The following is a 23,564-nucleotide window of genomic DNA, read 5'->3' on the forward strand; positions in this document are numbered from 1 at the left end:
GATAACGGGGACGCTTCTTTGCAGGGCTATCATCTTCACGGATATCCTAATTCTCGAACCAGAACAGATCCGGATGATACATGCCGAACTGCGCCCCGGGGTCCCAGTTATAAAACCCTTCCTTGGGCACATTCCGGAGTGTTTTCGCAACGACAATAGGCTGGAGAATGGCGCCTATGACGCCAATCGTAAACTGCTGTTCTGCGTGAATATCAAGAATTTCCCGCCAGATTTGCGCTTTTTCATCATCATCGATAGAGGCAAGCCACTGCTCATACAGATCAAAAAGGCGTTGCGCCTCCGGCATGTCGACCGGTTCGCCCGATTTGCCCTTCGTCTCGAAATACTGTCCCCATTTCGGCCATTGATAGCTTGTCTGGGTGGTCGGCGCCCGCTCTGCCGGGCTTGACTGCGCATTGGGAACGCCATTCTCGTAACCGGACCAGACCGACATCACCGTTTCACCGGAGAAAATGCGATTGCGGAAGACCGCCCGCTGGGACGGTTTGGTGAAGACTTCCACGCCCACCTTTTCCCAGGATTCATGTATCAGTTCCAGAATATCCGATTGCTCGGTCTCTTCACCGGCGGTTTCGACGATGATCACGAGCGGCTCCCCGTTCGGCATCAGCCGGATACCGTCTTTATTGCGTTCCGTCAGACCCATTTCATCCAGAAGCGCGTTGGATTTATCAAAATCGAGTGTCGCCCATTTCGTACGCAGGTCTTCTGTGTAAAAGGGGCTGATCTTCTGCACGGCGTTATTTCCTTCAACGGCGAGCCCGAAGAAAAGAATGTCGTTGATTTCCTCGCGATCTATGGCAAGCGAGAGCGCGCGGCGAAACCGGACATCCCGCATGAGTTTGCGCCAGACCGGATCTTCACTGTTGAGGTTCGGATAGAGCACAAAGTGCGATCCGCGCACCGTTTCCCACAGCCGGACTTCATAGTGAGATCTTTCCTCATTCTCCTTCAGGAAGGTGGCATCCTGCAACCGAAGGCCGCGGGCCTGCAGATCGACATCCCCTGAGGCCGCCTTCGCCGGAATCAGCCGGTTTTCCGACACGGTGAAAATTAGCCGATCAATATACGGTAGCTGGCGGCCCTCCGGATCGACCCGATGGAAATACGGATTGCGCTCGCCCACAAATCGGGTAGCGGGCGAGGCCGTCGTATTCCGCCATGGCTGTAATGTCGGTAAGTCGGGGTTGTCGAATTTATACAGATTATCAAGACGGTTATGCTGTGCTGCCCAGCTTTTAAGCATGATCTTTTGCTTCGGTGTCAGCTTCGATCTGTCGATGTGATCTTCATGATGGTTTTTCAGATAATGGGCCGGCCTGTAGATCAGCAACGGGGCCGCCCCGGCAAGGTCCGAGAGGAAATTGGGGTTTGGCTTCGACCAGGAATAAATCACCGTCCGCTCATCCGGAAATTCAACTTTCGGCAATTCACCATCGATCAACAGGGAGGCAGGTGGCCCGGCGGGAGACAGCTTCGGATTCTGGGCGATATCCTCCCACCAATAACGAAAATCCTCGGACGTAAAGGGCGTGCCGTCGGACCATTTATGCCCTTCGCGCAAAGTCATGGTGAAAACGCGCCCTTCCTCAACCTCCATTGCCTCAAGGATGTCCGGTTCGATTTCCAGCTCCGGCGTAAACCCGACAAGGCGGGCATACCCATTGACAAACATAAGCTTTACATCAGACGGGCCGCCGACCAACGTGCGAAGGTCTCCCCCATATTCACCAATCGTCTGCTCTTCCATCGGCGTCACGACAAGCGGTGTTTTCGGCAGCCGCTCTTCCATCGGCGGCATGGTGCCGGCGCTGACAGACGCCTTGAAAAACGGAACCTCCGCCTTGGCGATATTCGCCATCATCAGCGACGCGCCGGCGATCCACAGGCCGTTTAAACAGATTTGACGCCACGCTATCCTCATAGTCGTAACTCCTTCACGTCCGTATTCTCATGCACCCGGACATAATGGCCATCGCCGATATTCATCATAATCGGGCTGGTATGAATATCCGCCGTAAACGGCGCGGGCCATAATTCCGGATTGGAGGCTTTCTCCTCCACCAGGCCCGCAAAATTAAGCCGGTGATTGGGGTCCGGTTCCGGGACGGCCGCCAGCAAGCGCTTCGTGTATGGATGCACCGGGTTCTTGAAGAGTGCCTCCTTCGGGGCCGTTTCCACCAGACGCCCTTTGCACATAACGGCAATGCGGTCCGCAATATAATCCACCACCGCAAGGTTATGCGAAATGAAGAGATATGTCAGCCCGAGTTCCGCCTGCAGATCCTTCAGCAGATTGAGGATCTGCGCCTGAATGGACACATCGAGGGCGGACACAGGCTCGTCGCAGATCAGCAGGTCCGGCTTGAGAGCAAGCGCCCGTGCAATGCCAATTCTCTGGCGCTGACCCCCGGAGAAGGAATGCGGATACCGCCGCAAAAAGCGGATATCAAGACCGACCAGCGTCATCAGCTCCCGAACCGTCTCCATCCGCTCTTCCGGTGTGCCGATATTATGAATAATCAGCGGTTCGGAAATGATATCATAAACCGTCATTCTGGGGTTCAGTGACGAGAACGGATCCTGAAAGATAAACTGGACCTTGTTGCGGTAGTCGAACAGGGCCTCGCCCGAAAGCCCGAGGACATCAATATCGCGCCCCCGGTCATTATAGGTCACCTCACCATCCGTCGCCGTCAGGGCCCGCAGGATCAGTTTTGAGAGGGTTGTCTTGCCGCAACCGCTCTCTCCCACCAAGCCGAGGCATTCCCCCGGCTTGATGAAGAAGCTGACATTATCGACCGCCAGAACCTCCCCGGCCGGTTTCGCCCCGAACAAAGAGGATTTGCGGGTCGTGAATCTTTTTGTCAGGTTGCGCACGTCCAGGATCGGCTTTTCATCTCCGGTTGCGACTGGCCGCGGGTTCGCCTGCTCTAGAAACTTGCTGTTGGAATCGCGTTTGATCTCGCGGATCGGCGTCAACCTCTCGCCCCGCTCCATGTTAAAGCGCGGGATCGCCCGCATCAGTGCCTTGAGGTACGGATGCTTCGGGTCTTCGAAAATATCGTCAATGGTTCCCTGTTCCATCACCTTTCCATGATACATCACAACGATCTCGTCCGCCATGCTGGCGACAACGCCGAGATCGTGGGTGATCAGCAAAATAGCCATGCCGAGCTGCTTCTGAAGCCGCTGCATCAAGTCGAGGATTTGGGCCTGTATAGTGACATCGAGGGCCGTCGTGGGTTCATCGGCAATCAGCAGGGCCGGTTTGCAGATCATGGCCATGGCAATCATCGCCCGCTGGCGCAATCCCCCGGAAAGTTCAAACGGATAGGTATGAAAGGCGGCATCGGGATCGGGAAAGCCGACCAGACGCAACATGTCCACCGTGGCCTGAATGCCTTCCTGCTTGGTTTTCTTGTGATGCAGGTGCAATGCCTCGGATATCTGGTCACCAATGGTATGAAGCGGCGACAGCGAGGTCATCGGCTCCTGAAAGATAATGGAAATCCGTCCGCCCCGGATATTCCGTATTTCCTTGCTGTCGGGTTTCAGTTTCGCAATATCATAGAAAACGCCCGGCTTTTCGGGATCGAAAAAGAGAATTTCACCGCTGGTGATATGGGCGGGCTTGGGCAGGATCGACATGATCGCCTGACTGATAACCGACTTACCGGACCCGGATTCGCCTACCAGCGCTACCGTTTTTCCGTCGGGAACGCGAAAACTGACCCCCTCTACCGCCTTGATCGTACCTTCCGAAACTCTGAACTCGACTTTCAGGTCCCTGACAAGCAAAACATTCGTCATCGGCCCGCCGTTCCATACGCAAATGAACCGTCACCTTGAGGGTCGGCAATGCCAAGCGCCCGCAAATTCATTCCGGTACTGGCATCCAGCATAATTCCGTTCCGGACAGCGGCGCGGAAGGCATGCCTTACCAGCTCCTCAAATCCGTCAATCGTTGAATCGATGCTCAATCTAACGCCTCCCCCCTTCAGCTTCAGATTCATCCATCCCGCTTCCCGGTCTCTGCGGGTCGAGTAATAATTCAGGCTGAACCCTTCCAATTCCCGCCACTCAATCCGCCGGTTGACGGGGCCATGCATGGTCAGACCCGTCCCGCCAACCTCGAAGCGAGTAAATTGCCGGAGAACTGTGCGCAGGCCATAAACCACAAAGGCGCAAAGCAAAAATACCAGCACATAAACAATGACAGATATCGGGTTTAACAACAAGAGCGGAACCAACGTCAGGACAATGCCGAAAAAGCTGCGCTGATAACTGCCGAGCAGGCTCTTGAAGGGGTATGTGAAGACGGCCGTCATTCCAGCTCCTGCACAGCCTCCTTATGGAACGCCGCATCCGGCAGCCCCTCAATCAGAGCCAGCGCCCCCTCAATAGTGACGAACCGTACCGCCGGATGATCCGTCAGCACCGACAACAGCTTATAAAGCGCCGCCCAGATTTCCTCATCATGCACAAGATGGTGGGTGAGCAGACCGGTCGGCTCCATTGGATCGACCGTTCCCTGACGTCGTGACGCCAGATGTCCGGTGACCATTTCCAGAACGTCCGCCTCCGGCAGTATGCTCCGGTCACCCTGCCAGTTTATGGGGTCGATATGCGTATTGATCTCGGCCAGCATCGGGCGGACCAGTTCCCTTTTACGCGGCTTGTAGCGGGAGATTCCGACAAAGCCGAGGTTGGTCAGCACACCAAGATGGTTGTCCGCGATCCGGTTCCATGGTGGCACCATTATGGGCACAAACTGATCGGTGAATATCCGCGCAAGCGTGTCTTTTCCCTGCGTGAGGGCCGTTTTCCCCTCCTCAGCGGAGCGGCTTTCCGGGAATTCCGATTTCTTTTCCCCCGTGGCGGAAAAATTCTCATGGGCAAACCCGTGCTGGAGGATCGTGCAATGTTCGAGAATATTGACAAGCTCCGCATCCACATCCGCCGGAATGACGGCAAGAGAGAGGGGAAGATCGAAATGCTCCTTCAGATGCAGGAGCCGGTCGAGCGCAGGCGTAAGCCGGGCGGCGTCATCATCGCGCCACCAGAAGGTCGCAACCCGCCCTTCCGCTTGCCAGAGGTCGAGTTCCCTTTTCAGGCTGTCCCAATCGCTCATCTGTCCTTATCTGTCCATTTTTTCAGCAATTCTATCGTTTTCGCCGCGCCATTCACATCAATTTCAGCGCGCGCCGGCGGACCATTCAGGGCCATATCCGCCTTTGCAGCCAGAGTTTCAGGCGTAAGTCCGTCCTCATCGGCAATCTGGAGCACGCCTTTTTCGGCCAGCAACCGGGCCCGCAGGGTCTGTTCCGTCTCCAGCCCGCCCGCATACGGCACAATGACCGCGCGGCATTTGGCATGGAGGGTCTCCATCACCGTGTTGTAGCCTCCCTGACTTATAGATAGCGCAGAGTTCATCAAAAGCGTGGTGAAATCGGGCCGCGCCCGCTCGACAATCACGCCGTCCGGCGCCATGGCGGTGAGTTCATCGAAGATTTCCGCTTCAACCGTCACGCCGACCATTACCCGCCATGTGAGGTCGCTGGCGGTGGTCATTGCCCGCGCCTCCATCGCCGTTTTCAGAAGATTTGTGCCGACCGCACCGCCGCCGCTGGAGACAATCACTTCGCCTGCGCCCGGCGCCTCCGGGCCGCCCTTGACGCCCGTATGATCAACCACATAGCCGGTATAGAAGATCTTGTCCCTGATCCGCGCCGTATGGGGGAACGTCTTATCGAGGGAGATGAGTTCTGGGTCGCCATGGACCATCACATAATCAAAATAGGTCTCCACCAGACCCAGCATCTCGTCATTCCGGCCCGGCTTCTTCTGTGCCACAAGGATATCCCGGACGGAGGAGATGATGAGCGGGCGCGGGCTGTCCGTGCTCGCCGCCTCCAGCATGGGGAGGAGTTCAAACCGCATCTGCCGCCGACCAAAAGGAAACAGCTCGGTGATCAGCATATCGGGTTTATGCTCATGATAGATATCGAGCAGCCTGTCCGCCCGCTTCTGCCGCCATGCATCATCAATCTGCTGGCCCTCTTCATCGACCAGCACCTTGAAGTAAAGATCCGTCGCGCGCGTCGCCGGAAGCTGGATCAGCCTCGCACCGCCCAGATCGACATCAATTTCATGGCCGCCGGAAACGACTGTCACATCAAAGCCCGCCTGCATCATGTTGCGGGCCAGCGTCGCCGTCCGCTTCAGATGTCCGATGCCAAGCAGATGCTGGACATAGAACAGGATTTTCAGCGGATTTGATTGCTCTGTCATGCGTCTTCCATACTGATATTAATGCGGAGCGGGCGGATATCTCCGCTCTCGCTCACTTCAAAAAGATGGCCCGTCGCCCAGTCGAAACTGACAGGGGCCTTGTCGGTCATGTCCCAGTTATAGGCGAGGGATTTGAGCGCCCGGATCACGCCCTTGTGGGTCACGGCGACCGTATCCGCCTTGAGGCTTTTAAGCCACGGACGAAGACGTTCAACAACATCCGCCGGGCTTTCCCCGCCGGGCGGCGTCATTTGCAGGCCCCGAGCCTCGTTATATCGGAACTCGTCGCCATATTTTTCGCGAAGGCCCACAAGTGTCTGCCCTTCCCAGTCCCCCCAGCTCATCTCGACGAGCGCGGGTTCCAATTTCAAGTCTGTCGCCCCCAGCAGTTCGGCCGTTTCCCGTGTTCTTTTAAGCGGGCTTGAAACCCAGCCGAACCCGGAAAATTCCCCGGGCACACGCCGCCCAACGAGCTCTTCCCGCCCGAGCGGACTCAAGGCAATGTCTGTCCGGCCCTGAATTTTCTTGTTCAGGTTCCAGTCCGTCTTGCCATGCCGGATCACCATCAGCTTGACCATTACATCGCCCCTTCAATCGCCTTTTTGAGAATATCCGCCGCAGCAGACAACGTCCTCTCCGTCTCGACAAATGTCCGCGCCCGTCTCCCCATGGAAAGCCGCAATGCGTCATTTTGGAGTAATTCATCCACCGCACGGGCGAACGCGGGCGCGTCGCCTTCCGCCGTCAGTATCCCGGTTTCCCCGTTGCGGACGACATCCGGCACCCCCCGTATGTTACCGGCAACGACAGGAAGGCCAAAGCCTTCCGCCTCAAGAAACGCCATGCCATAGGCCTCGCCATGAGCGGGCCAAGTGTAGATATCCGCAAACTCATACCAAGCCGGCAATTCTTCCGGCGTCATGACGCCAAGGTATATGACCCGGTCGCCGATCGGAGCGAGTGCCGCCTCTACTTCGCGCCGCCTTTCCCCGTCACCAATAACAAGGAGTTGCCATCCGGTCTCCGTCACCAAAGACAGCGCCTGCCCAAGCTGTTGATAGGACATCATCTTATCGCCGCCGCGCATCATCGCCACGGCGAGAAGGGTTTTGGCATCCTGCCGCCCGCCCGCCGTCACCAGCGCATCAACAATATTGACGGAAATCGCCTTTTCCCGAAAACGCTCGATATCCAGAAAGGGCGGCAGCAGAACAAGCCTGTTTTCAGGAGAAACCAACGGTTTCAGGCAGGCGCCGTCGAGGGCTGTCATATGAAAAACGACACGCGCAGAGCTTATTGCCTCGGCTGCGGCCTCATACCCCATCTGCCAGTTACCGCTTGCACGTTTCGGCGCATGGCTCGCCTCTGCCACGAAATAGGGAATCTGTAGCGCGCGGCAGACCGCCGGGCCGATCCAGTCCGGGGCCTTGTGGTAGAGATGATAGGTGAACCAGCCATCCGGCGCCTCTTCCGGCCGGGATCGCCATTTTTCGATCAGCCTGGCGGCTTCCTCGGCCCCCTCCGCCTTTTTCAGTCGCTGGAACTCAGCATCCCCCTTGCCATCAAAACTGCGCAGGTCCGAGGCGAGTTCCATCGCAAATCCCGTCTGTTCCAGCGCCGTCCAGAGCAGCCGTCCCATCCGCCGATCACCGGAGGGAACCGGATGATCCGGCGATTTCATGGGCGCATAGAAGGCGAGCTTCATGTCTTGCGCCCGCTTCCGGTCGCAACGGACGGAACCTGCAATTTCTCAGACAGTTTCCCGATCCATCCGTTTGAATCGAACAGCTCCCGTAATCTTTTGTTGCCGTTTTCCGCGAACTGTTCGCGCAAGGCCGGATCGGCACAAAGCCGCGCCAAAGCCGCCGTCATTGCCGCCGGGTCCCGCTCCGGCACAAGCAACCCGGTCTCCCCGTCAATGACCAGCTCCGGTATCGCGGAGACATTTGTCGCGACGACAGGCAGCTTCTGACTTTGCGCCTCCATCAGGACGTTGGGGAGGCCATCCCGGTCGCCATTGTCGGCGATACGGCTGGCCAGCACGAAAATATCCGCCGATTGCAACGCGGCGAGTACGTCACGCTGCGGCAAGGCCCCCCGCCAGTCCATCCGGCCCGCAATCCCGAGCTTGTCTGCGAGGGCCTTCAAATCGTCAAGGAGCGGGCCACCACCAATATGGATAAAGCGCCAGTTCATCTCCCGGGGAAGGTCCGCCAGCGCCTTTAGAAGATCATCATAGCCTTTCTTGGCCACAGCACGACCAACCGAGAGAATCTCCACCGGCTCGCCCGCATTTTTCCCATTTCGGTCATACGACCGATTGGCATATTCGGGAAACCGGACGAGGTCCAGCCCGTGATACATTAACTCCACCTTGGCGCTATCTGCCGATAACTCCTTGAGATACGACGTATTAACGGACGTACAGGTCACGAGCCAGTCGAGATCAGCCAGCTTTTCGCGGAGTTCCCATTCGGGTGTTGTCCAGATATCCTTCGCATGGGCGGAGCAACTCCAGCCCAGCTCCGCGATCATGCTGGCATAGCGCGCGACGGACGCCGGAGTATGCAGGAAATGGGCATAAATCGTCGTTGCGCCTTCCGGCATTTCCACCGCGAGCACAAGCGCCTGACCGAAACGTCGGACGCGGTTCGGCGTAAGGTCCCGGCGCAGATCCTTGAGCCAGACGTCCCGCGCCGCCCGATACCCCGGACGATACCGCACCTTCCACCAGGCTTTCAGAACGCGCCATGGCTCCTGATATAGATATTCCGGCAGATAATTGACGGCGGCGGAAATTTCCTGATGCACCGGATGGGTTGACTTATCCGTAGGATGGCGGAGCGATACCAGCGACAAATTCAACCCGCGCCGCTCAAGGGCGAGCAATTCCTGCGCAATAAAGGTTTCCGACAGGCGGGGATAGCCTTTCAGCACCACAACTACTTGAGGGGACTCTTTCGGCGAAATGGACATGGCGCTCCGGCTCGGAATTGGCTCAAAGTCCTTGTTAAGGGCAGAAACGGCAAATATCAACCGTCAATGGCAGGTCCATGAACATTCGATGCGCTGCTCCGGAAATTTCCTCCTTGCGGCGGAGGATGAAACTGTGAAAAACTAGCCCGGCGCTGGACCCCGGCTTGATGCGGGGTCGTTGGGAACTGGGCAGGTCGCGTTCAATGGAACATAATATTTATAAGTATATTCTGCGGTACAGCAAAAAGCAGCAGATTATACTGACCCTGTTGTCGATCCTTTCCTTCCCCTTTCTGTATTATTATCTCGAACTGCCAAAGCTGATCATTAACGAAGCCATTCAGGCGAATGATATTGCATTCCCGGTTGAGTATTTCGGGTTCGAATTTGACCAGATCGCCTATCTTTATCTGATGGTCGGTATTTTCCTGCTGATGGTCATCGTCAACCAGACCTTCAAATACATCATCAATGTGTATCAGGGAATTTCGGGCGAACAAATGCTCCGGCGCCTGCGGTATGAGCTTTACTGCCGCGTGCTGCGCTTTCCCATGCCGACCTTCAGGAAGAAGAGCCCCGGTGAGATTATCCCGATGATCACCTCCGAAGTGGAGCCGCTCGGCGGTTTTATCGGCGAGGCCTTTGCCCTGCCGATTTTTCAGGGCGGTTATCTCCTGGTTATCGTCAGCTTCCTGGTGGTCCAGAACTGGATGATGGCGGTGGCGGCCATTGCGCTTTATCCGCTGCAGGCCTATTTCATTCCGAAGCTGCAAAAGAAGGTCAATTTGCTCGGCAAGCAACGGGTGCGGCTGGTGCGTGTGCTGTCGGATCAGCTTGGTGAGGCCGTCAGCGGCGTGCAGGAAGTACATGCCAATGACGGCTCCGGTTTCATGCGGGCCATATTCTCCAATCAGCTCGACAAGATATACACCGTCCGCTATCGCATCTATCTGCTGAAGTTCATTATCAAGTTCCTGAACAATTTTATCCAGCAGCTCGGCCCGTTCTTCTTCTATGCAATCGGCGGCACCATGGTCATCAACGGCTCGCTGGAGGTTGGTACGCTTGTCGCGGCAATCGGGGCACACAAGGAAATGGCCGCCCCCTGGAAAGAGCTGCTAGCCTATTACCAGCGCCGCGAAGATGCCCGCATCAAATATGAACAGGTTGTCGAGCAATTCGAGCCCGCCGGGATGCGCGATGCGGAAAACCAGCTGGTTGAGCCCGATGAAATCCCCAACCTCACCGGTGAGCTGGTCGCCAGCAATCTTGAGTTGTCCGATGATACCGGCACCAGAATCATCGAGGGGCTGAGCACCCGCTTCAAGCTTAATGAGCGGCTGGCGATTATCGGCCCGCCCGGTTCCGGCCGTGAAGCCCTCACCCATATTCTCGCCCGGCTGCTCGATCCGGATCGCGGACGGCTGATGGCGGGAGAGGTCAATCTGATTACCGCTCCAGAAGCCATTGTCGGGCGCAGGATTTCCTATGTCGGGCAGCATGGATATGTTTTTAACTCGACCCTCGGTGAGAATCTTTTCTATGGGCTCAAGCACCGTCCTCTGCATGAAAAAACCTATTCCGGAGAAGCGGAAGCTATGCGCAAAGCATATATTACCAATGCGGGCTTGACCGGAAATTCAAGCGATGACATCGAGGCGGACTGGCATGACTACAGCCTTGCCGGGGTCGATGGCAGAGACGGATTGAACGCCCGCGCCCTGGAAGTGCTTGAAATGGTGGATTTGAGCGAAGACGTTTATCGGCTTGGTCTCAGAAGTACGATTGATCCCGAAGCGGCGCCGGAAACGGCCGATCTGGTATTGACCGCGCGCCACCGATTTTTCGAGAAAATAGAGGCCGACACCAGCCTGAAGAACATGATTGAAGCTTTCGAGCAGGATAAGTTCAATACCAACGCCTCTGTGGCGGAGAACCTGCTGTTCGGAACACCGGTCGGTGACAATTTTGACCTCAATCGCATGGCCGAGAATTCCTACGTGCTTAAAATCATCGAAGAAGCGGACCTGACAGAGACCTTCCTCAAGATGGGGTATCAGGTTGCCACGCTGATGATCGAGCTGTTTGCGGACCTGCCGCCGGATCACGAGTTTTTCCAGCTCTATGGCTTTATCTCTTCCGAGGACCTGCCGGAGTATCAGTCCATGATCAGCCGCATCAGCTCTGATCAGCTGAATAATCTTCGTGAGGAAGACCGCCTGCGCTTCATGTCGCTGCCCTTCAAGGTTATTTCCGCCCGTCATCGTCTGGGGGTTCTGACCGACGATATCCAGGCCAAGATAGTTGAGGCCCGGCACCGCTTCGCCGAGGAATTGCCCGAATCCTTAAAAGACAGCGTGGCCTTCTTCGATGCCGACGCCTACAATCCGGCGACGAATTTGCAAGATAACATCCTGTTTGGCAAAATTGCCTTCGGATTCGCGCAGGCCGCAGAGAAAATCGGCGCGTCCCTGGCGGAGGTCGTTGAGGAATTGTCCCTCAGAAGCACGATTATCGCGGTCGGCCTCAATTTCACCGTCGGAACCGCAGGGGCCCGGCTGAATGCAACACAGCGCCAGAAACTCTGCATTGCCCGTGCGATCATCAAGAAACCCGATGTCCTTATCCTTAATCAGGCAACATCCGGCTTCGACCTCGCGACACAAACGCGGCTGATGAAAAATATCCTTGATGAATTCGAGGGACGCGGCCTGATCTGGTCACTTGATCACGCGGATAAAACGGGCGAATTCGATCATGTACTTATAATGCGGGGAGGTAGGGTTGCGGATCAGGGTACGCCGGAAAAGCTGAAGCGGGACAGCTCCCTGTATAAAGAACTGCTGTCGGCATCCTAGAAACAGAAGGAGAGAATCGGTGAGTTTGAAAGAAGAAGTTGAGATCCTCCGGCAGATACCTCTGTTCGCGAAAATCGAGCCATCCAAGATCAAACTGCTGGCCTTCACTTCCGAACGGTTGACGTTTCAGCCGGATGACATCGTCTGCAAACAGGGAGACAACGGAGATGCCGCCTACTTCATCATGGCCGGGGAGGCCGATGTGATTGTCGAGACTCATTCCGGCCCCCTGACCGTTGCCAGTCTTGGAAAAAACGATGTGGTTGGTGAAATCGCCATCCTGATCGACGTGCCGAGAACGGCGACAATCAAGGCGAACACCGAGCTGGTGACCTTGAAAATTACCAAGGATGTCTTCTTCCGCATGGTGACCGAGTTCCCGGAAATGGCGGTGGAAATGATGCGCGTTCTGGCGGAACGTCTGGTCCGGACAACGGATGACCTTCAGAAGGCCAAGGAAACCATCCGAAATGGTGAGTAACAGGTGATGGATTCTGCCTGAAAGTGTAACAAGCTTCTGTTTTAGTAAACTATTGGAAAGCGTATTATGACCGGCTGGATTTCCGCTCTGTCCGTTTATCGCGACAAACGCATCCTGAGCATAACCCTGCTCGGGTTTTCCTCCGGTGTTCCCCTGCTGCTGACGGCGAGTATTCTTCAGGCCTGGCTCACGCAGGAACAGGTTGACCTGACCTCCATCGGATTGTTCACGCTTGTCGGGCTTCCCTATACGCTGAAATTCCTCTGGGCCCCGCTGATCGATAATATCCGGCTTCCCGTTCTCACCCCTTTATTCGGCCGGCGGCGCAGCTGGCTTTTGCTGCTGCAGGCGTTCCTGATCACGGCAACGCTTGTCCTTGCCTTCAGCGATCCGAAGGGTAATCTGCTGCATGTCGCCATTGCCGCGCTGATCGTGGCTTTTGCGTCCGCATCCTACGACATCATCGTCGATGCCTTCCGCATCGAGATTTGCGATGAAAAAAACATGGCCGCCGGGGCCGCAACCTATGTTTACGGCTATCGCGTCGCCATGTGGCTGACCGGATTTTCCAGCTTCGTCATCGCCGATTTCTTCGGCTGGACGATCAGCTATATGGTGATGGCGGCCTATATCCTGATCGGAACCATAACGGTCCTGCTGACCCGGGAGCCCGACGTCGATGAAACACAGCTGGAGCCGGAGGAAGGCGACGCGCCGGACAACGCCTATCTCGACTGGCTGAAAACATCGGTCATCGATCCCTTTCTCAATTTCATGCAGAAGCCGGATTGGCTGATCATCCTGCTGTTCACGGTCCTGTATAAATTCGGGGACAGTCTTGCGGGCGCCATGTCGAACCCATTCTACCTGCAAACCGGCTTTTCGCTGATCGATATCGCCGAAATCGTCAAAACCCTCGGGACTGTTGCGATATTCGGCGGGTTGTTTCTGGGGGGCTGGCTGCTGGCGGCAACGACAATGTATCGTGCGCTCTGGATCAGCGGACTTCTGCAAATGGCCTCTAACCTGATGTTTGCGGCTCTGGCCGTTATCGGGCCTGACCTCGGCTTCCTCGCCCTTACCATTGGCCTTGAGAATGTCGCGAGCGGCATGGGCACCGCCGTCTTCGTCGCCTATCTTTCCAGCCTCTGCAATGTTGCCTATACGGCAACGCAATATGCCCTCCTCACCTCCCTGATGGCGGTGGCGCGCACTGTGCTGGTCTCGCCGGCCGGGTGGCTGGTGGAGCAGGTCGGCTGGGTCGAGTTTTTCCTGATCACCACGGCGGCGGCCCTTCCCGGACTAGGCCTGCTCTGGTATCTCTCCTGTCGTCAACCAATAGAACAACAAGAAGGGGCGCGTTCGACCCCCGCGGAGTGACAAGATGAATATCGCAAGGCTGCTCGCCAGAACGGCGGAAACCTATCCGGATTTGCCGGCCCTCGCCTATGGCAAGGACATTGTCGCCACCTACCGTGACTATGCGGAGCAGGCGGCCGGGCTCGCCGGGGCGCTTCGCGGGAAACTCGGCCTTGACGCCGGGGATCGTGTGGCGCTGATCATGAAGAACCATCCGGAATACTGGATTGCCCTCTTTGCCGTCTGGCAGGCCGGGCTTGTCGCGGTGCCGGTCAACGCCAAGCTGCATATCAATGAGTTCCGCTATATTCTGGAAAACTCCGAGAGCCGCCTCGCCTTCGCAACGGCGGAGCTTACCGATCAGCTACAGCCGATCACAGAAGAACTTCCCATGCTGGATGCCGTAATCTCCGTCCATGAGGAGGCATATCAGGCGCTAAAAAAAGAAGCCCCGTTTCCATTGCAGGAGGCGGCACCCGACGATCTGGCATGGCTCTTCTATACCTCCGGCACGACGGGCAAGCCGAAGGGCGCCATGCTGAGCCATCGTAACCTGCTGGTCTCCGTCCTCAGCTATTTTGCCGATGTGACGGCGCTGACGCCGGGAGACGCGGTTATCCATGCGGCCCCGCAGACCCACGGATCGGGGATTTATGGCCTGCCGCTGATCGCCAAGGGCGGCATTCAGGTAACGCCGGAAAGCGGCGGGTTCGATCCGGCCGAAACGCTTGAGTTAATTGCCCATTATCCGAATTCCTGCTTTTTCTTTGCCCCGACCATGGTTCACCGGTTGATTGCCAGCCCGGCGCTCAAAGATGCGGACATCAGCAATCTCAAGGTTATCGTCTATGGTGGCGGCCCGATGTATGAAGCGGATATCCGCCGCGCCATTGACGCGATTGGTCCGCGATTTGTCCAGATCTACGGGCAGGGGGAATCCCCGATGACCATTACCGGTCTTTCCATGGACATGATCCGGGACGAAGCCCACCCGAGGCGGAGCGAGATTCTTGCCTCTGTCGGTACCGAGCGCACGGATGTCGAGGTAAAGGTTGTCGATTCCGGGGACACCCCGCTTCCCGTCGGTGAAATCGGCGAGGTGGTGGTACGCGGAGATGTTGTCATGCGCGGCTACTGGAAAAACCCGGAGGCAACGGCGGAGACGCTCCGGGGCGGCTGGCTGCATACGGGCGATATGGGCTGTTTCGATGAAGAGGGCTACCTGACCCTTAAAGACCGGTCCAAAGACATGATCATCTCCGGTGGCACCAATATTTATCCCCGCGAGATCGAGGAGGCCCTGCTCACCCATCCCGAGGTTGATGAAATCTCCATCGTCGGCCGGCCGCATCCGGACTGGGGGGAAGAGGTCGTTGCCTTCGTCGTTGTTCGCGAAGGTGGCGCCGTGACGCCGGAAGAACTGGACCGTCATTGCATTGAGCATATCGCCCGCTTCAAACGGCCAAAGGAATATTTCTTCGTCGAAGAGCTGCCCAAGAATAATTACGGCAAGGTTCTGAAAACGGAACTGCGGGAACGGCTGGGTTCATAAACGCTATTTCGCCGACGAGGCCGTGAGCTTTTTAAGCGCGTCGGCCGCGGTCGAGATATTTTCCGCGCCCCAGATCCCGTCGTTATACATCACAAAAGGCGATGAGCCGGACCAGGCGGAGATAGTCCCCGTCCGTCCGCTCACCCATTTTTCCTTGTCTTCCTGATAGGGATTGGGGGCTTTCGCCTTGCTGAGACGGAGGCGGATATCCCCCCGGTTTCCGGCCCGCCTCTTGACGTGAAAATCCGTGATGTCATCCGGGAAAAACACGGTTTCATGAACGCGGAACAGGCCCTTGCGCAGGATGACAACCCGCTGATCCGTGACGAAATAGGCCGTATGATAGGCCCGCCAGCCATAGCGGAAAGGACTCAACAGGAGCCATAAAGTGCCCAGCACCAGCAGAATTTCCGGCAGTCTTACATCCCCTGTCTCGCTGGAGGCAAGCCATAGCATCACGAGGAAAACCGCCAGAAAAGCGCCGATAATACAGAACCAGAAATTGAAGAAGAGAGAACGAAAGATATCCGGCCGGCCCGTCCATAGAATGGTTTCCTCCGGCCACAGAACCGTCCTCTGGAACCAGGTTTCTGCGGGAGAGCGAAGCGGCTCGGCTGGCGTCATTTCATTTCCTCATGATTTGCTGTATATATTAAAGGCAACGGGCGCGCATAAACAACTCCGAGGCGGAAAAATGAACAATAAACCGATACGTCAGGTAACCGACGAGGAAATCAGGACTTTTCAGGAAGATGGCGTTGTCTGCCTTCGCGGCTTTTTCGATGCCGACTGGGTGGAACGGCTGCGCGATCTGATTGACGAGGATATCGCGGCACCATCGGGCATGGTCAAGAGCATCGATGCCAAGGGCGCGAGCGGCTTTTTCTTTGGCGACACCTTTGTCTGCCATCATCTTGACGGCTTCAAGGACGCCGTGTTCAATTCCCCGGCGGCGGAAATTGCCGCCTCCGTCCTCAAGGCGAAAAAGGTCAATTTGCTGTTTGACCAGATTCTGGTGAAAGAGCCGGATACATCGACCCCGACGCCGTGGCACCAGGATTATACCTACTGGCCCGTTGCGGGAGATCAGGTCGCGACCCTCTGGCTGGCGCTCGATCCGGTCACTTTCGATAGCGGCGCGGTCGAATATTTGCGCGGCTCCCATCGCTGGGGGAAGAAATTCCTCGCCATTAGCTTTGATCCGGATCAGAAGTACGAGGAAGAACTGCCCGAGGTCCCCGATGTCGAAGGCAATCGCGATGATTACGATATCGTCTCCTTTGAACTGGAGCCCGGTGACTGCACCCTGCATCATGCCCTGACCCTGCACGGGGCGCAGCCAAATCGCCTCGCCAATGTGCGCCGCCGTGCCTATATCCAGCGCTGGACCGGTCATGATGTGACCTACAATCCGCGGCCGAACCTTCAGAAAATGCTGCGCGACCCGATGATTCCGCCCGGCGCACCGCTTGACAGCGACCTGTTCCCTGTCGTCTGGCAACGCTGACGCCTTTACGGCGCCCTGACTGGTCAAAATTCTTTCTTGATATGCCGAGGCCAGATAGTTACATTTGTAACTATCTGGCCTGATCTCATCGACAAGGATTGCCGTTATGACCCTGACCTATATGACCGGCTTCGGGAATGAATTTGCAACGGAAGCCTTGCCGGGCGCCTTGCCGGAAGGGCGTAACAGCCCGCAAAACTGCGCTTATGGCCTCTACGCGGAGCAGTTTTCCGGCACCGCCTTCACCGCGCCAAACGCCCTCAATGCCCGGAGCTGGCTCTACCGGATACGCCCGTCGGTCAAGCATATGCAGCGGTTTGACACCGTCTCCTTCCCTCTCTGGAAATCGGCTCCGTCTGATTATTCCAATGCCCCACTCGGTCAGTTTCGCTGGGATGCGATACCGCTGCCGGACAGCAAAACCACCTTTGTTGAGGGCATCAGGACCATAACGACGGCCGGAAGTGTCCTCGATCATGCCGGGATGGCAGCTCATATATATATGCTCAACGAAAGCATGGAGGATTCCTGTTTCTTCAATGCGGACGGGGAGATGCTGCTGGTGCCGGAGCTTGGCCGGCTTCGCCTCGTAACAGAGCTTGGCGTTATTGAGATAGAACCGCTCGAGATATGCGTTTTGCCGCGGGGCATGATATTCCGCGTCATTTGCCTTGATAAAGCGGCGCGCGGATATATCTGCGAAAATTACGGACAGCGCTTTACCCTGCCGGAACGGGGCCCCATCGGCGCAAATGGCCTTGCCAATCCGCGCGATTTCAAAACCCCTGTCGCAGCCTTCGAAGACAAGGAAACGCCCTCTCGTATCATAGCGAAATGGGGCGGACGGTTCTATGAAACAGGCATCGGCCATTCGCCGCTGGATGTCGTCGCCTGGCATGGAAACTATGCGCCGGTGAAATATGACCTGCGGCAGTTCAACACCATCGGCTCCATCTCCTTCGACCATCCGGACCCGTCAATCTTCACGGTGCTGACCGCCCCGTCCGGCGAGCCCGGCACCGCAAACATTGATTTCGCCATCTTCCCGCCCCGATGGATGGTTGCCGAGGATACGTTCCGCCCGCCCTGGTATCACCGCAACATCATGAGCGAGTTCATGGGTCTGATTCAGGGGCAATATGACGCCAAGGAGAAAGGCTTTGTCCCGGGCGGGATAAGCCTGCATAACATGATGCTGCCCCACGGGCCGGACGCCTTCGGCTTCGACAAGGCGAGCAAGGCCGATCTGACGCCGCAAAAGCTGGAGGAGACGATGGCTTTCATGTTCGAAAGCCGTCTGCCTCAGATCGTGACGGAATTTGCGGCCAACCATGACAGCCTGCAAAAGGATTACATCGCCTGCTGGGGCGGGGTCGAGAAAAAGTTCGATGGCTCGATTGAGGGGAAGACGTAACCCGAGACTACGAGGTCTGATGCTCCGCCCGCCAGAGGCCGACCTGCTCCGCCGAGCCCGGAATATCCTGAAGCGGCTGTTCCTTGAACCCTTCTTTCAATTCGCCCTCTGCCTCGCTCTCGCCGACTTTCGACATCAGCTTGGCTGACGCAATGACGCCAGCCCCCTTTGACGCGGCGGCTTTCTCAAGTCGGCTTGCCAGGCCGATGGTATAGCCCGAGACACTCACTTCCTGCTCGGCACTTTCGCCTTTCGCATGGATGCGGACCGGGCCGTAATCCGCGCAAATGCAGAAATCCACGGCCTTTTCGGCGGAGAACCCTTCTTTCACGCCCCATTCCGAAAGCGCCGCCGACAGTTCCCGCGCCGTGCGAAGGCAATTCTCCGCATCCTTCGGGCTTCCCTCCGGCAGGCCATACAGCGCCATGACGTTTTCCTCCCCGAATTGCTCAAGGAAGCCGCCATGTTTGGCGACCGTTTTACCGATTAGCTGATAGACCGCATGGATAAACTCGGAGGCCCGCATCGGGCTGAGGCTGCGCGCCATTTTGCGAAAACCGCCCATATTGATATAGAGCACGGCGACATCGAACTGGCCATTGGCCCGTCCGCGGCCAATCAGGTCTTGCGGCGATCCGGCGAAGGGGGCTTTCTCGCGACGGGTAGAAGATTCCATCACCGGAATGAGAGACGCCGGTTTTTTGCTTTTTTGTGTCGGCGCCGGTGGTGCTTCTACAATCTTCTCCTCCGGCTCCGGTGCTTTTTCGGCTCTGGGCGGTGGAACGGGAAGCGGGCTAGGGCCCGAGATTGCATGTTTGAAGGCGGGCTTCACCTTCTCCGGGGTTACCCGATCAGGTGCCTTGGCGCTTTGCGGCGCGGCCGGGCTCACCAGCACGGGTTCTTGCGGTTCGGTATCCTCCGTCTCCTCCTCCGATGTCAAAGAGGGGGTCTCTTCCGGAATTTCAAACCGCGGCATGGCCACTGATTTGTCATCAACTTCTGGCTCGGTCACGCGTTCGTCTTCTGGGGCCGGTTCATCCGGGCTTTCCGCATCCCGGCTGTATTCCTTGTCCTCAGTCTTGTTGCCGGTCTTGGCGACCCGGTCAAATGTCCAGGGGGCATCAAACTGCGTTTCTTCCGCAAGGAGCGCCGCTTCCAGCGCCACCCGGCGCCGTGCGGAAAGGCGCTTTGTCATCACCAGGACAACGGTGCACAAAACCATTGCCAGCAGCGGGAAGGTAAGCCCCATCCAGAGGTTAAACAACAGGAACGCCTGCATATTGCCGGCGAGGACAACTGCGGTTGCCAGCGCCCCCAATACCCACACGGCCCAGTTCTTCTTCGCCGCCGCCGCCAGGGCAAAATACAGACCGATCAGCGCCAACAGCAGAATATCGAGAACAATAATCTGCTGCGACCGGATCAGCGGGTTCATACGGATGATGTTGTCGATGACATTCGCCAGAAATTCAACTTCCGACATTGCGGGATCATAGGGCGTAACGAAAGCACCGCCCGCCGCAGACGGCGCCAGCCCGACCAGCACCAGTTTATCGTTGAATGTGTCCGTCGGTAGGGTGCCCCCGATCAGCTCGGCAAAGCTCGTCTGCTTGTAGGTTCCGCCGGGACCGTGGTAATTGACGGCGAGACGCATACGATTGTCCGTTGGCAGATAAAGGCTGCCGATACTCAGTCCTTCGCCGAAATTAACCTCGATATCCGCTGTATTCATACCGACTGACTTTCGGAATGCCTCGATCGCGAGGGACGGGAAATAGGAACCGCCATAGCCAATCACCGGATAGGCGAACTGCCTGCTCTTTGCATATTGATGTGTGTAGGTGATATGACCGGGCAATCCGGCCGCCAGCACCCCGGCCGCCGGAGCAATATAGCCGCCCGCTTCCGGCGGACGCTTGACGGAGGTCGTATCCCGCGTGCGGAAAACACTGTAGGCCGTCCGTTGAACGGGGACGGGAAGCGCCGTGCGCCCGCCCGCAGAGGGTGTCATGCTGAAAACATAGGGAACAACGACATTCCCGGCCGCTGTCATCGCCTGCGCCAGCTCATTTCCCGCTGCCGTCTCCTCGCCCGTGGCATTGGGCGCCGTCATCTTCAAAAGGCGGGGGTCGACAACAATTGTCCTGGCATTCTGTGCCGCAAGCGCCTTGATTCCCGTAATCAGGTCGTCCGGCGAGATCGCCGAGCCTTCATCCGAAGACGCCTGACTGCCCTCGATAAGCACCAGCTCGATATTCGCATCCGCCGCAATCGGACCGCGCAGCACAAACCGCCAGTCCAGGAACTGGCCCTCGATAAGCTGAATGATCGGCTTGTCCCGCAAATTCACAAACGCCACTATCAGCGCCGCGCAGATGCCAAGAACGATCATCGCCTGGCTCATTCGGGTTATGGGGGAAGGAAGGCTTTTCGTCATTCTGTATTATACGAGCCCGCTGTCGGTCTTGTTCATTCTCTTCAGAAAATATCCGGCTATTTGAAGGGCGTAGCCTACCAGTATCGGACAAATTTGCTACTGCTTTTTTACCCCGGCGATCGGAAACAACGCACCATCGGCAAGAATAAGCGCTCTTTACCTCAATCAATAAATTTGAAATACTTATGCGGCGGCAAAGAACAAGGAACAATAACCGGCCAGTCCCCATCGGGAGAAAGAGGGAATCATGCCAGCCTCAAACTATGTGCGACTCAGGCAGATATGCCTGGCGGCATCGGATATCAGCCATACGGAACGTGTTTTTTCGGATGTTCTCGGCCTTGACGTCTGTCACCGGTCAAGATTGCCGCAGTTCGGTCTGGAAAATATCATGTATGCCATAAATGGCTGTTTTCTGGAAATTGTCGCCGCGATCCAGCCGGAAACCGCCGTCGACCGGTTTCTTGCCCGCAATAACGGGCGCGGCGGCTATATGGCGATTTTTGACTGTGCCGATGTTGACCGTCACAAATCCCTCGCCGCGGCGGCGGGCGTCGCCCCCATTTTCGAAAGACGCAACGAAAAGGCTGATCTTCTGCAGCTCAACCCCAAGCAAACGGGTGCCACCATGATGGAGTTTGACCACCATGATGGCGGCGATGACATAATGGGGAATTATCACTGGGCTGGCGATGGCTGGCAGGATTATGTCAGCAAGGATGTCACGGGCGATATCCTCGGGATCGAGATTTGCAGCCCCGGCGCAGAATCCCGCGCGAAACTGTGGGGGCAGATCTGCGACCGGCCTGTCAAGGTCGCGCCGGGAGGTTTTGAAATCGAGCTGGATTACGGCCTCCTCCATTTCAAAGAGACCCCGGACCGGGCGGAGGAACTGTTCACGGCGATCGACATGACCGCGAAGGATCCTAAGAAAATGCAGGAAAAGGCGAAGGCTGCGGGCTGCGCCGTTACAGATGACGGGTTTGATTTTTGCGGCGTACATTTTCGGCTCTCGCCCGCCGCTGCCTGAGACAGAAAGAATAATAAAAGGCGCAATGGCGCCACATCTAGTAACCTTGGGAGGGGTTAAAATGACCGTACTGGACCTTGATAATTTCGAGACCGATTTCTGGAAGGATGTCGACAAGCGAAAAACCTGGGATGAGATTATTCCGGGCGAATTGCGCGACACCCGGCCCGTGACCCTCAGCAAGGAGGTGATCGCCCGCTACGCCCGCGGTGTCGGCGAGGACAACCCGATCTATTTCGATGAGGACTATGCGAAAACGACGCCCTACGGCGGCATTATCGCGCCCCCGTCCATCCATATCCTGCTGATGTTCGCCTGCACGACGACAGAAGACTGGATGCGTTCCCCCGGGACCATCAACGCCGGACAGAACTGGTCCTATCATGTCCCGATCCGCCCCGGCGATACCATCACCATGCGGGGAACCGCGCTTGATCGCTTCATCCGCAAGGACCGCCTGTTTGCCGTCCATGAGAACACATTCACCAACCAGCACGGCCAGGTCGTCTGCACCGGTCGCGGCCAGACCATACGTCCCGCTTGAACCGGACGGGGAAAGGAACAGCATCATGACCGCAAAAGTACAGTTCGATAAAGTAAACGAAGGGGACGTCATCACCGGCCGGGAATTCACCGTTACCCGAGACACCATCCAGGCCTTCGCCGACGCATCCCTCGACTACAACCCGCTGCATTTCGACGATAACTATATGAAGAACAAGTTCGGAAAAACGCAGTTTGACGGCGTAATCATGCATGGAATGCAGAATTTCGCGCTTATTTCACGTACATTGACGGATTGGCTGCTGCCGCGCGGCGGTTTCCACCGGCGGCTGGAAACCCGTTGGCTGAAGCCGGTACAGCTCGGCCATACCATCACACCGGTCGCCCGAATTTCGCGAAAGCGCGAGACGGAGAAGGGATACTGGCTGCTTTTCGATATCGAGGTCACCAATCAGGATGGCGATCTGGTGGCCGCCGGAAATGCCATGGCCGAATTTCCGGATATTATACCGGGCGCGGCGGCATGACGGCCTTCAACCTGTGTTTCCTCAGCCCGCGCCCATGTGGGTAAGGATGTTCACGAGCCACTGTCCGGTTCGCTGACACCCTGTTCTTTCATGACGGCGACGGCCGTCTCAAATCCCCATGCCTCAGCATCTTCAAGGGGTGAATTTCCGTCGTCAATCCGCGTCGGCCTGTGGGGGTCGGCACCACGCCGGAGGAGAAGCGTGACCGCCTCGATATCCCGCTGGGCCACGGCATAATGAAGCGGTGTCCAGTCATTGAATCCCCGCTGATGAATATCGGCGCCATGATCGAGGATCAGCGTTATCAGCTCATATTTATCGTCACGATCCGATGCGAGAAGGGTAAACAGCGGCGGAAAGCCGTCATCATCGCTATAATCGACATCCGCCCCGAGGCGCAGGAGCTCATGGATGAGGCTTTGCGGGCTCCAGCAGAAGGCATATTCCAGCGGAGTTCCGCCACAGCCAAGCTCGAATGGCTGCTCACAGTTGGGAAATCCGGACGGATGCCCGAGCAGTCGGCGCACGCCCTCAAGGTCCCCCTCCCGATAGGCCCGGTCCAGCGCCAGGGCTTTTTGATGAATATCAGACATTTTCGCCGCCT

General features: G+C 57.0%; 20 protein-coding genes. 9 read left to right on the forward strand and 11 right to left on the reverse strand.

Features of this window, described 5'->3' with window-relative positions:
* Positions 1-46 precede the first annotated feature (46 nt).
* From AAC599_RS00815 to AAC599_RS00850, 8 genes are read right to left on the reverse strand one after another with little or no spacing between them, the layout of a single operon-like run.
* A complete protein-coding gene (locus AAC599_RS00815) occupies positions 47-1,945 on the reverse strand; it encodes an ABC transporter substrate-binding protein (protein ID WP_340148505.1) in 1,899 nt (632 codons plus the stop codon).
* A complete protein-coding gene (locus tag AAC599_RS00820; RefSeq protein WP_340148506.1) occupies positions 1,942-3,834 on the reverse strand; it encodes an ABC transporter ATP-binding protein in 1,893 nt (630 codons plus the stop codon). Before AAC599_RS00820 ends, AAC599_RS00815 begins: the two co-directional genes overlap by 4 nt.
* The gene (locus tag AAC599_RS00825; RefSeq protein ID WP_340148507.1) at positions 3,831-4,352 is read right to left on the reverse strand and encodes a hypothetical protein; all 522 of its coding nucleotides are present in this window, start codon (positions 4,350-4,352) and stop codon (positions 3,831-3,833) included. Before AAC599_RS00825 ends, AAC599_RS00820 begins: the two co-directional genes overlap by 4 nt.
* Positions 4,349-5,155 carry a polysaccharide deacetylase family protein gene (locus tag AAC599_RS00830; RefSeq protein ID WP_340148508.1) on the reverse strand — a complete coding sequence of 269 codons (807 nt, stop codon included), beginning with the start codon at positions 5,153-5,155 and terminating at the stop codon, positions 4,349-4,351. The genes AAC599_RS00825 and AAC599_RS00830 overlap by 4 nt, the downstream gene beginning before the upstream one ends.
* The gene (locus AAC599_RS00835) at positions 5,152-6,315 is read right to left on the reverse strand and encodes a glycosyltransferase (RefSeq protein WP_340148509.1); all 1,164 of its coding nucleotides are present in this window, start codon (positions 6,313-6,315) and stop codon (positions 5,152-5,154) included. The genes AAC599_RS00830 and AAC599_RS00835 overlap by 4 nt, the downstream gene beginning before the upstream one ends.
* Positions 6,312-6,893 (reverse strand): histidine phosphatase family protein, encoded by a 582-nt coding sequence (locus AAC599_RS00840; protein WP_340148510.1) that lies wholly within the window; start codon positions 6,891-6,893, stop codon positions 6,312-6,314. Before AAC599_RS00840 ends, AAC599_RS00835 begins: the two co-directional genes overlap by 4 nt.
* On the reverse strand, positions 6,893-8,020 hold the full coding sequence (locus AAC599_RS00845) for a glycosyltransferase family 4 protein (RefSeq protein ID WP_340148511.1): 1,128 nt from the start codon (positions 8,018-8,020) through the stop codon (positions 6,893-6,895). The genes AAC599_RS00840 and AAC599_RS00845 overlap by 1 nt, the downstream gene beginning before the upstream one ends.
* Complete coding sequence (locus tag AAC599_RS00850) at positions 8,017-9,291, reverse strand: glycosyltransferase family 4 protein (protein ID WP_340148512.1); 1,275 nt, start codon at positions 9,289-9,291, stop codon at positions 8,017-8,019. The genes AAC599_RS00845 and AAC599_RS00850 overlap by 4 nt, the downstream gene beginning before the upstream one ends.
* Before the next feature lie 203 nt (positions 9,292-9,494).
* Here AAC599_RS00850 and AAC599_RS00855 point away from each other — a divergent pair, with 203 nt between their 5' ends.
* The 4 genes from AAC599_RS00855 (at position 9,495) to AAC599_RS00870 (ending at position 15,541) form a co-directional block, all read left to right on the forward strand.
* Complete coding sequence (locus AAC599_RS00855; protein WP_340148513.1) at positions 9,495-12,149, forward strand: ABC transporter transmembrane domain-containing protein; 2,655 nt, start codon at positions 9,495-9,497, stop codon at positions 12,147-12,149.
* 19 nt (positions 12,150-12,168) lie between these two features.
* Positions 12,169-12,630 carry a cyclic nucleotide-binding domain-containing protein gene (locus tag AAC599_RS00860; protein ID WP_340148514.1) on the forward strand — a complete coding sequence of 154 codons (462 nt, stop codon included), beginning with the start codon at positions 12,169-12,171 and terminating at the stop codon, positions 12,628-12,630.
* Between the two features lie 66 nt (positions 12,631-12,696).
* On the forward strand, positions 12,697-14,010 hold the full coding sequence (locus AAC599_RS00865) for an AmpG family muropeptide MFS transporter (RefSeq protein ID WP_340148515.1): 1,314 nt from the start codon (positions 12,697-12,699) through the stop codon (positions 14,008-14,010).
* Positions 14,011-14,014: 4 nt separating this feature from the next.
* Positions 14,015-15,541 carry a long-chain fatty acid--CoA ligase gene (locus AAC599_RS00870; RefSeq protein ID WP_340148516.1) on the forward strand — a complete coding sequence of 509 codons (1,527 nt, stop codon included), beginning with the start codon at positions 14,015-14,017 and terminating at the stop codon, positions 15,539-15,541.
* A 3-nt stretch (positions 15,542-15,544) separates the two neighbouring features.
* Here the strand turns inward: AAC599_RS00870 and AAC599_RS00875 are convergent, their stop codons facing one another.
* Entirely contained in the window at positions 15,545-16,165 is a 621-nt protein-coding gene (locus AAC599_RS00875; protein WP_340148517.1) for a hypothetical protein, read from the reverse strand.
* A 70-nt stretch (positions 16,166-16,235) separates the two neighbouring features.
* On the opposite strand from AAC599_RS00875, the gene AAC599_RS00880 reads away from it, so the two are divergent.
* Positions 16,236-17,048 (forward strand): phytanoyl-CoA dioxygenase family protein, encoded by an 813-nt coding sequence (locus AAC599_RS00880; protein ID WP_340148518.1) that lies wholly within the window; start codon positions 16,236-16,238, stop codon positions 17,046-17,048.
* A 106-nt stretch (positions 17,049-17,154) separates the two neighbouring features.
* Positions 17,155-18,462 carry a homogentisate 1,2-dioxygenase gene (hmgA, locus tag AAC599_RS00885; RefSeq protein WP_340148519.1) on the forward strand — a complete coding sequence of 436 codons (1,308 nt, stop codon included), beginning with the start codon at positions 17,155-17,157 and terminating at the stop codon, positions 18,460-18,462.
* A 7-nt stretch (positions 18,463-18,469) separates the two neighbouring features.
* Here the strand turns inward: hmgA and AAC599_RS00890 are convergent, their stop codons facing one another.
* Positions 18,470-20,899, reverse strand: coding sequence for a CHASE2 domain-containing protein (locus AAC599_RS00890; RefSeq protein WP_340148520.1), 2,430 nt, complete (start codon positions 20,897-20,899; stop codon positions 18,470-18,472).
* 247 nt (positions 20,900-21,146) lie between these two features.
* Here AAC599_RS00890 and AAC599_RS00895 point away from each other — a divergent pair, with 247 nt between their 5' ends.
* The 3 genes from AAC599_RS00895 (at position 21,147) to AAC599_RS00905 (ending at position 22,960) form a co-directional block, all read left to right on the forward strand.
* Entirely contained in the window at positions 21,147-21,929 is a 783-nt protein-coding gene (locus AAC599_RS00895; RefSeq protein ID WP_340148521.1) for a VOC family protein, read from the forward strand.
* Positions 21,930-21,990: 61 nt separating this feature from the next.
* Complete coding sequence (locus tag AAC599_RS00900) at positions 21,991-22,473, forward strand: MaoC family dehydratase (protein ID WP_340148522.1); 483 nt, start codon at positions 21,991-21,993, stop codon at positions 22,471-22,473.
* 25 nt (positions 22,474-22,498) lie between these two features.
* Positions 22,499-22,960, forward strand: coding sequence for a MaoC family dehydratase (locus AAC599_RS00905; RefSeq protein ID WP_340148523.1), 462 nt, complete (start codon positions 22,499-22,501; stop codon positions 22,958-22,960).
* Positions 22,961-23,010: 50 nt separating this feature from the next.
* On the opposite strand, the gene AAC599_RS00910 is transcribed toward AAC599_RS00905, so the two are convergent.
* Positions 23,011-23,553 (reverse strand): ankyrin repeat domain-containing protein, encoded by a 543-nt coding sequence (locus tag AAC599_RS00910; RefSeq protein ID WP_340148524.1) that lies wholly within the window; start codon positions 23,551-23,553, stop codon positions 23,011-23,013.
* Between the last annotated feature and the right edge of the window lie 11 nt (positions 23,554-23,564).

The sequence above is a fragment of the uncultured Sneathiella sp. genome, from assembly GCF_963976355.1.
Classification (GTDB): domain Bacteria; phylum Pseudomonadota; class Alphaproteobacteria; order Sneathiellales; family Sneathiellaceae; genus Sneathiella.

Excerpts from the sequence above, each read along its gene's own strand:
- AAC599_RS00815 (WP_340148505.1), bottom strand. The coding sequence starts at position 1,945 with ATGAGGATAGCGTGGCGTCAAATCTGTTTAAACGGCCTGTGGATCGCC.
- AAC599_RS00820 (WP_340148506.1), bottom strand. The coding sequence starts at position 3,834 with ATGACGAATGTTTTGCTTGTCAGGGACCTGAAAGTCGAGTTCAGAGTT.
- AAC599_RS00825 (WP_340148507.1), bottom strand. The coding sequence starts at position 4,352 with ATGACGGCCGTCTTCACATACCCCTTCAAGAGCCTGCTCGGCAGTTAT.
- AAC599_RS00830 (WP_340148508.1), bottom strand. The coding sequence starts at position 5,155 with ATGAGCGATTGGGACAGCCTGAAAAGGGAACTCGACCTCTGGCAAGCG.
- AAC599_RS00835 (WP_340148509.1), bottom strand. The coding sequence starts at position 6,315 with ATGACAGAGCAATCAAATCCGCTGAAAATCCTGTTCTATGTCCAGCAT.
- AAC599_RS00840 (WP_340148510.1), bottom strand. The coding sequence starts at position 6,893 with ATGGTCAAGCTGATGGTGATCCGGCATGGCAAGACGGACTGGAACCTG.
- AAC599_RS00845 (WP_340148511.1), bottom strand. The coding sequence starts at position 8,020 with ATGAAGCTCGCCTTCTATGCGCCCATGAAATCGCCGGATCATCCGGTT.
- AAC599_RS00850 (WP_340148512.1), bottom strand. The coding sequence starts at position 9,291 with ATGTCCATTTCGCCGAAAGAGTCCCCTCAAGTAGTTGTGGTGCTGAAA.
- AAC599_RS00855 (WP_340148513.1), top strand. The coding sequence starts at position 9,495 with ATGGAACATAATATTTATAAGTATATTCTGCGGTACAGCAAAAAGCAG.
- AAC599_RS00865 (WP_340148515.1), top strand. The coding sequence starts at position 12,697 with ATGACCGGCTGGATTTCCGCTCTGTCCGTTTATCGCGACAAACGCATC.
- AAC599_RS00870 (WP_340148516.1), top strand. The coding sequence starts at position 14,015 with ATGAATATCGCAAGGCTGCTCGCCAGAACGGCGGAAACCTATCCGGAT.
- AAC599_RS00875 (WP_340148517.1), bottom strand. The coding sequence starts at position 16,165 with ATGACGCCAGCCGAGCCGCTTCGCTCTCCCGCAGAAACCTGGTTCCAG.
- AAC599_RS00880 (WP_340148518.1), top strand. The coding sequence starts at position 16,236 with ATGAACAATAAACCGATACGTCAGGTAACCGACGAGGAAATCAGGACT.
- hmgA (WP_340148519.1), top strand. The coding sequence starts at position 17,155 with ATGACCCTGACCTATATGACCGGCTTCGGGAATGAATTTGCAACGGAA.
- AAC599_RS00890 (WP_340148520.1), bottom strand. The coding sequence starts at position 20,899 with ATGACGAAAAGCCTTCCTTCCCCCATAACCCGAATGAGCCAGGCGATG.
- AAC599_RS00895 (WP_340148521.1), top strand. The coding sequence starts at position 21,147 with ATGCCAGCCTCAAACTATGTGCGACTCAGGCAGATATGCCTGGCGGCA.
- AAC599_RS00900 (WP_340148522.1), top strand. The coding sequence starts at position 21,991 with ATGACCGTACTGGACCTTGATAATTTCGAGACCGATTTCTGGAAGGAT.
- AAC599_RS00905 (WP_340148523.1), top strand. The coding sequence starts at position 22,499 with ATGACCGCAAAAGTACAGTTCGATAAAGTAAACGAAGGGGACGTCATC.
- AAC599_RS00910 (WP_340148524.1), bottom strand. The coding sequence starts at position 23,553 with ATGTCTGATATTCATCAAAAAGCCCTGGCGCTGGACCGGGCCTATCGG.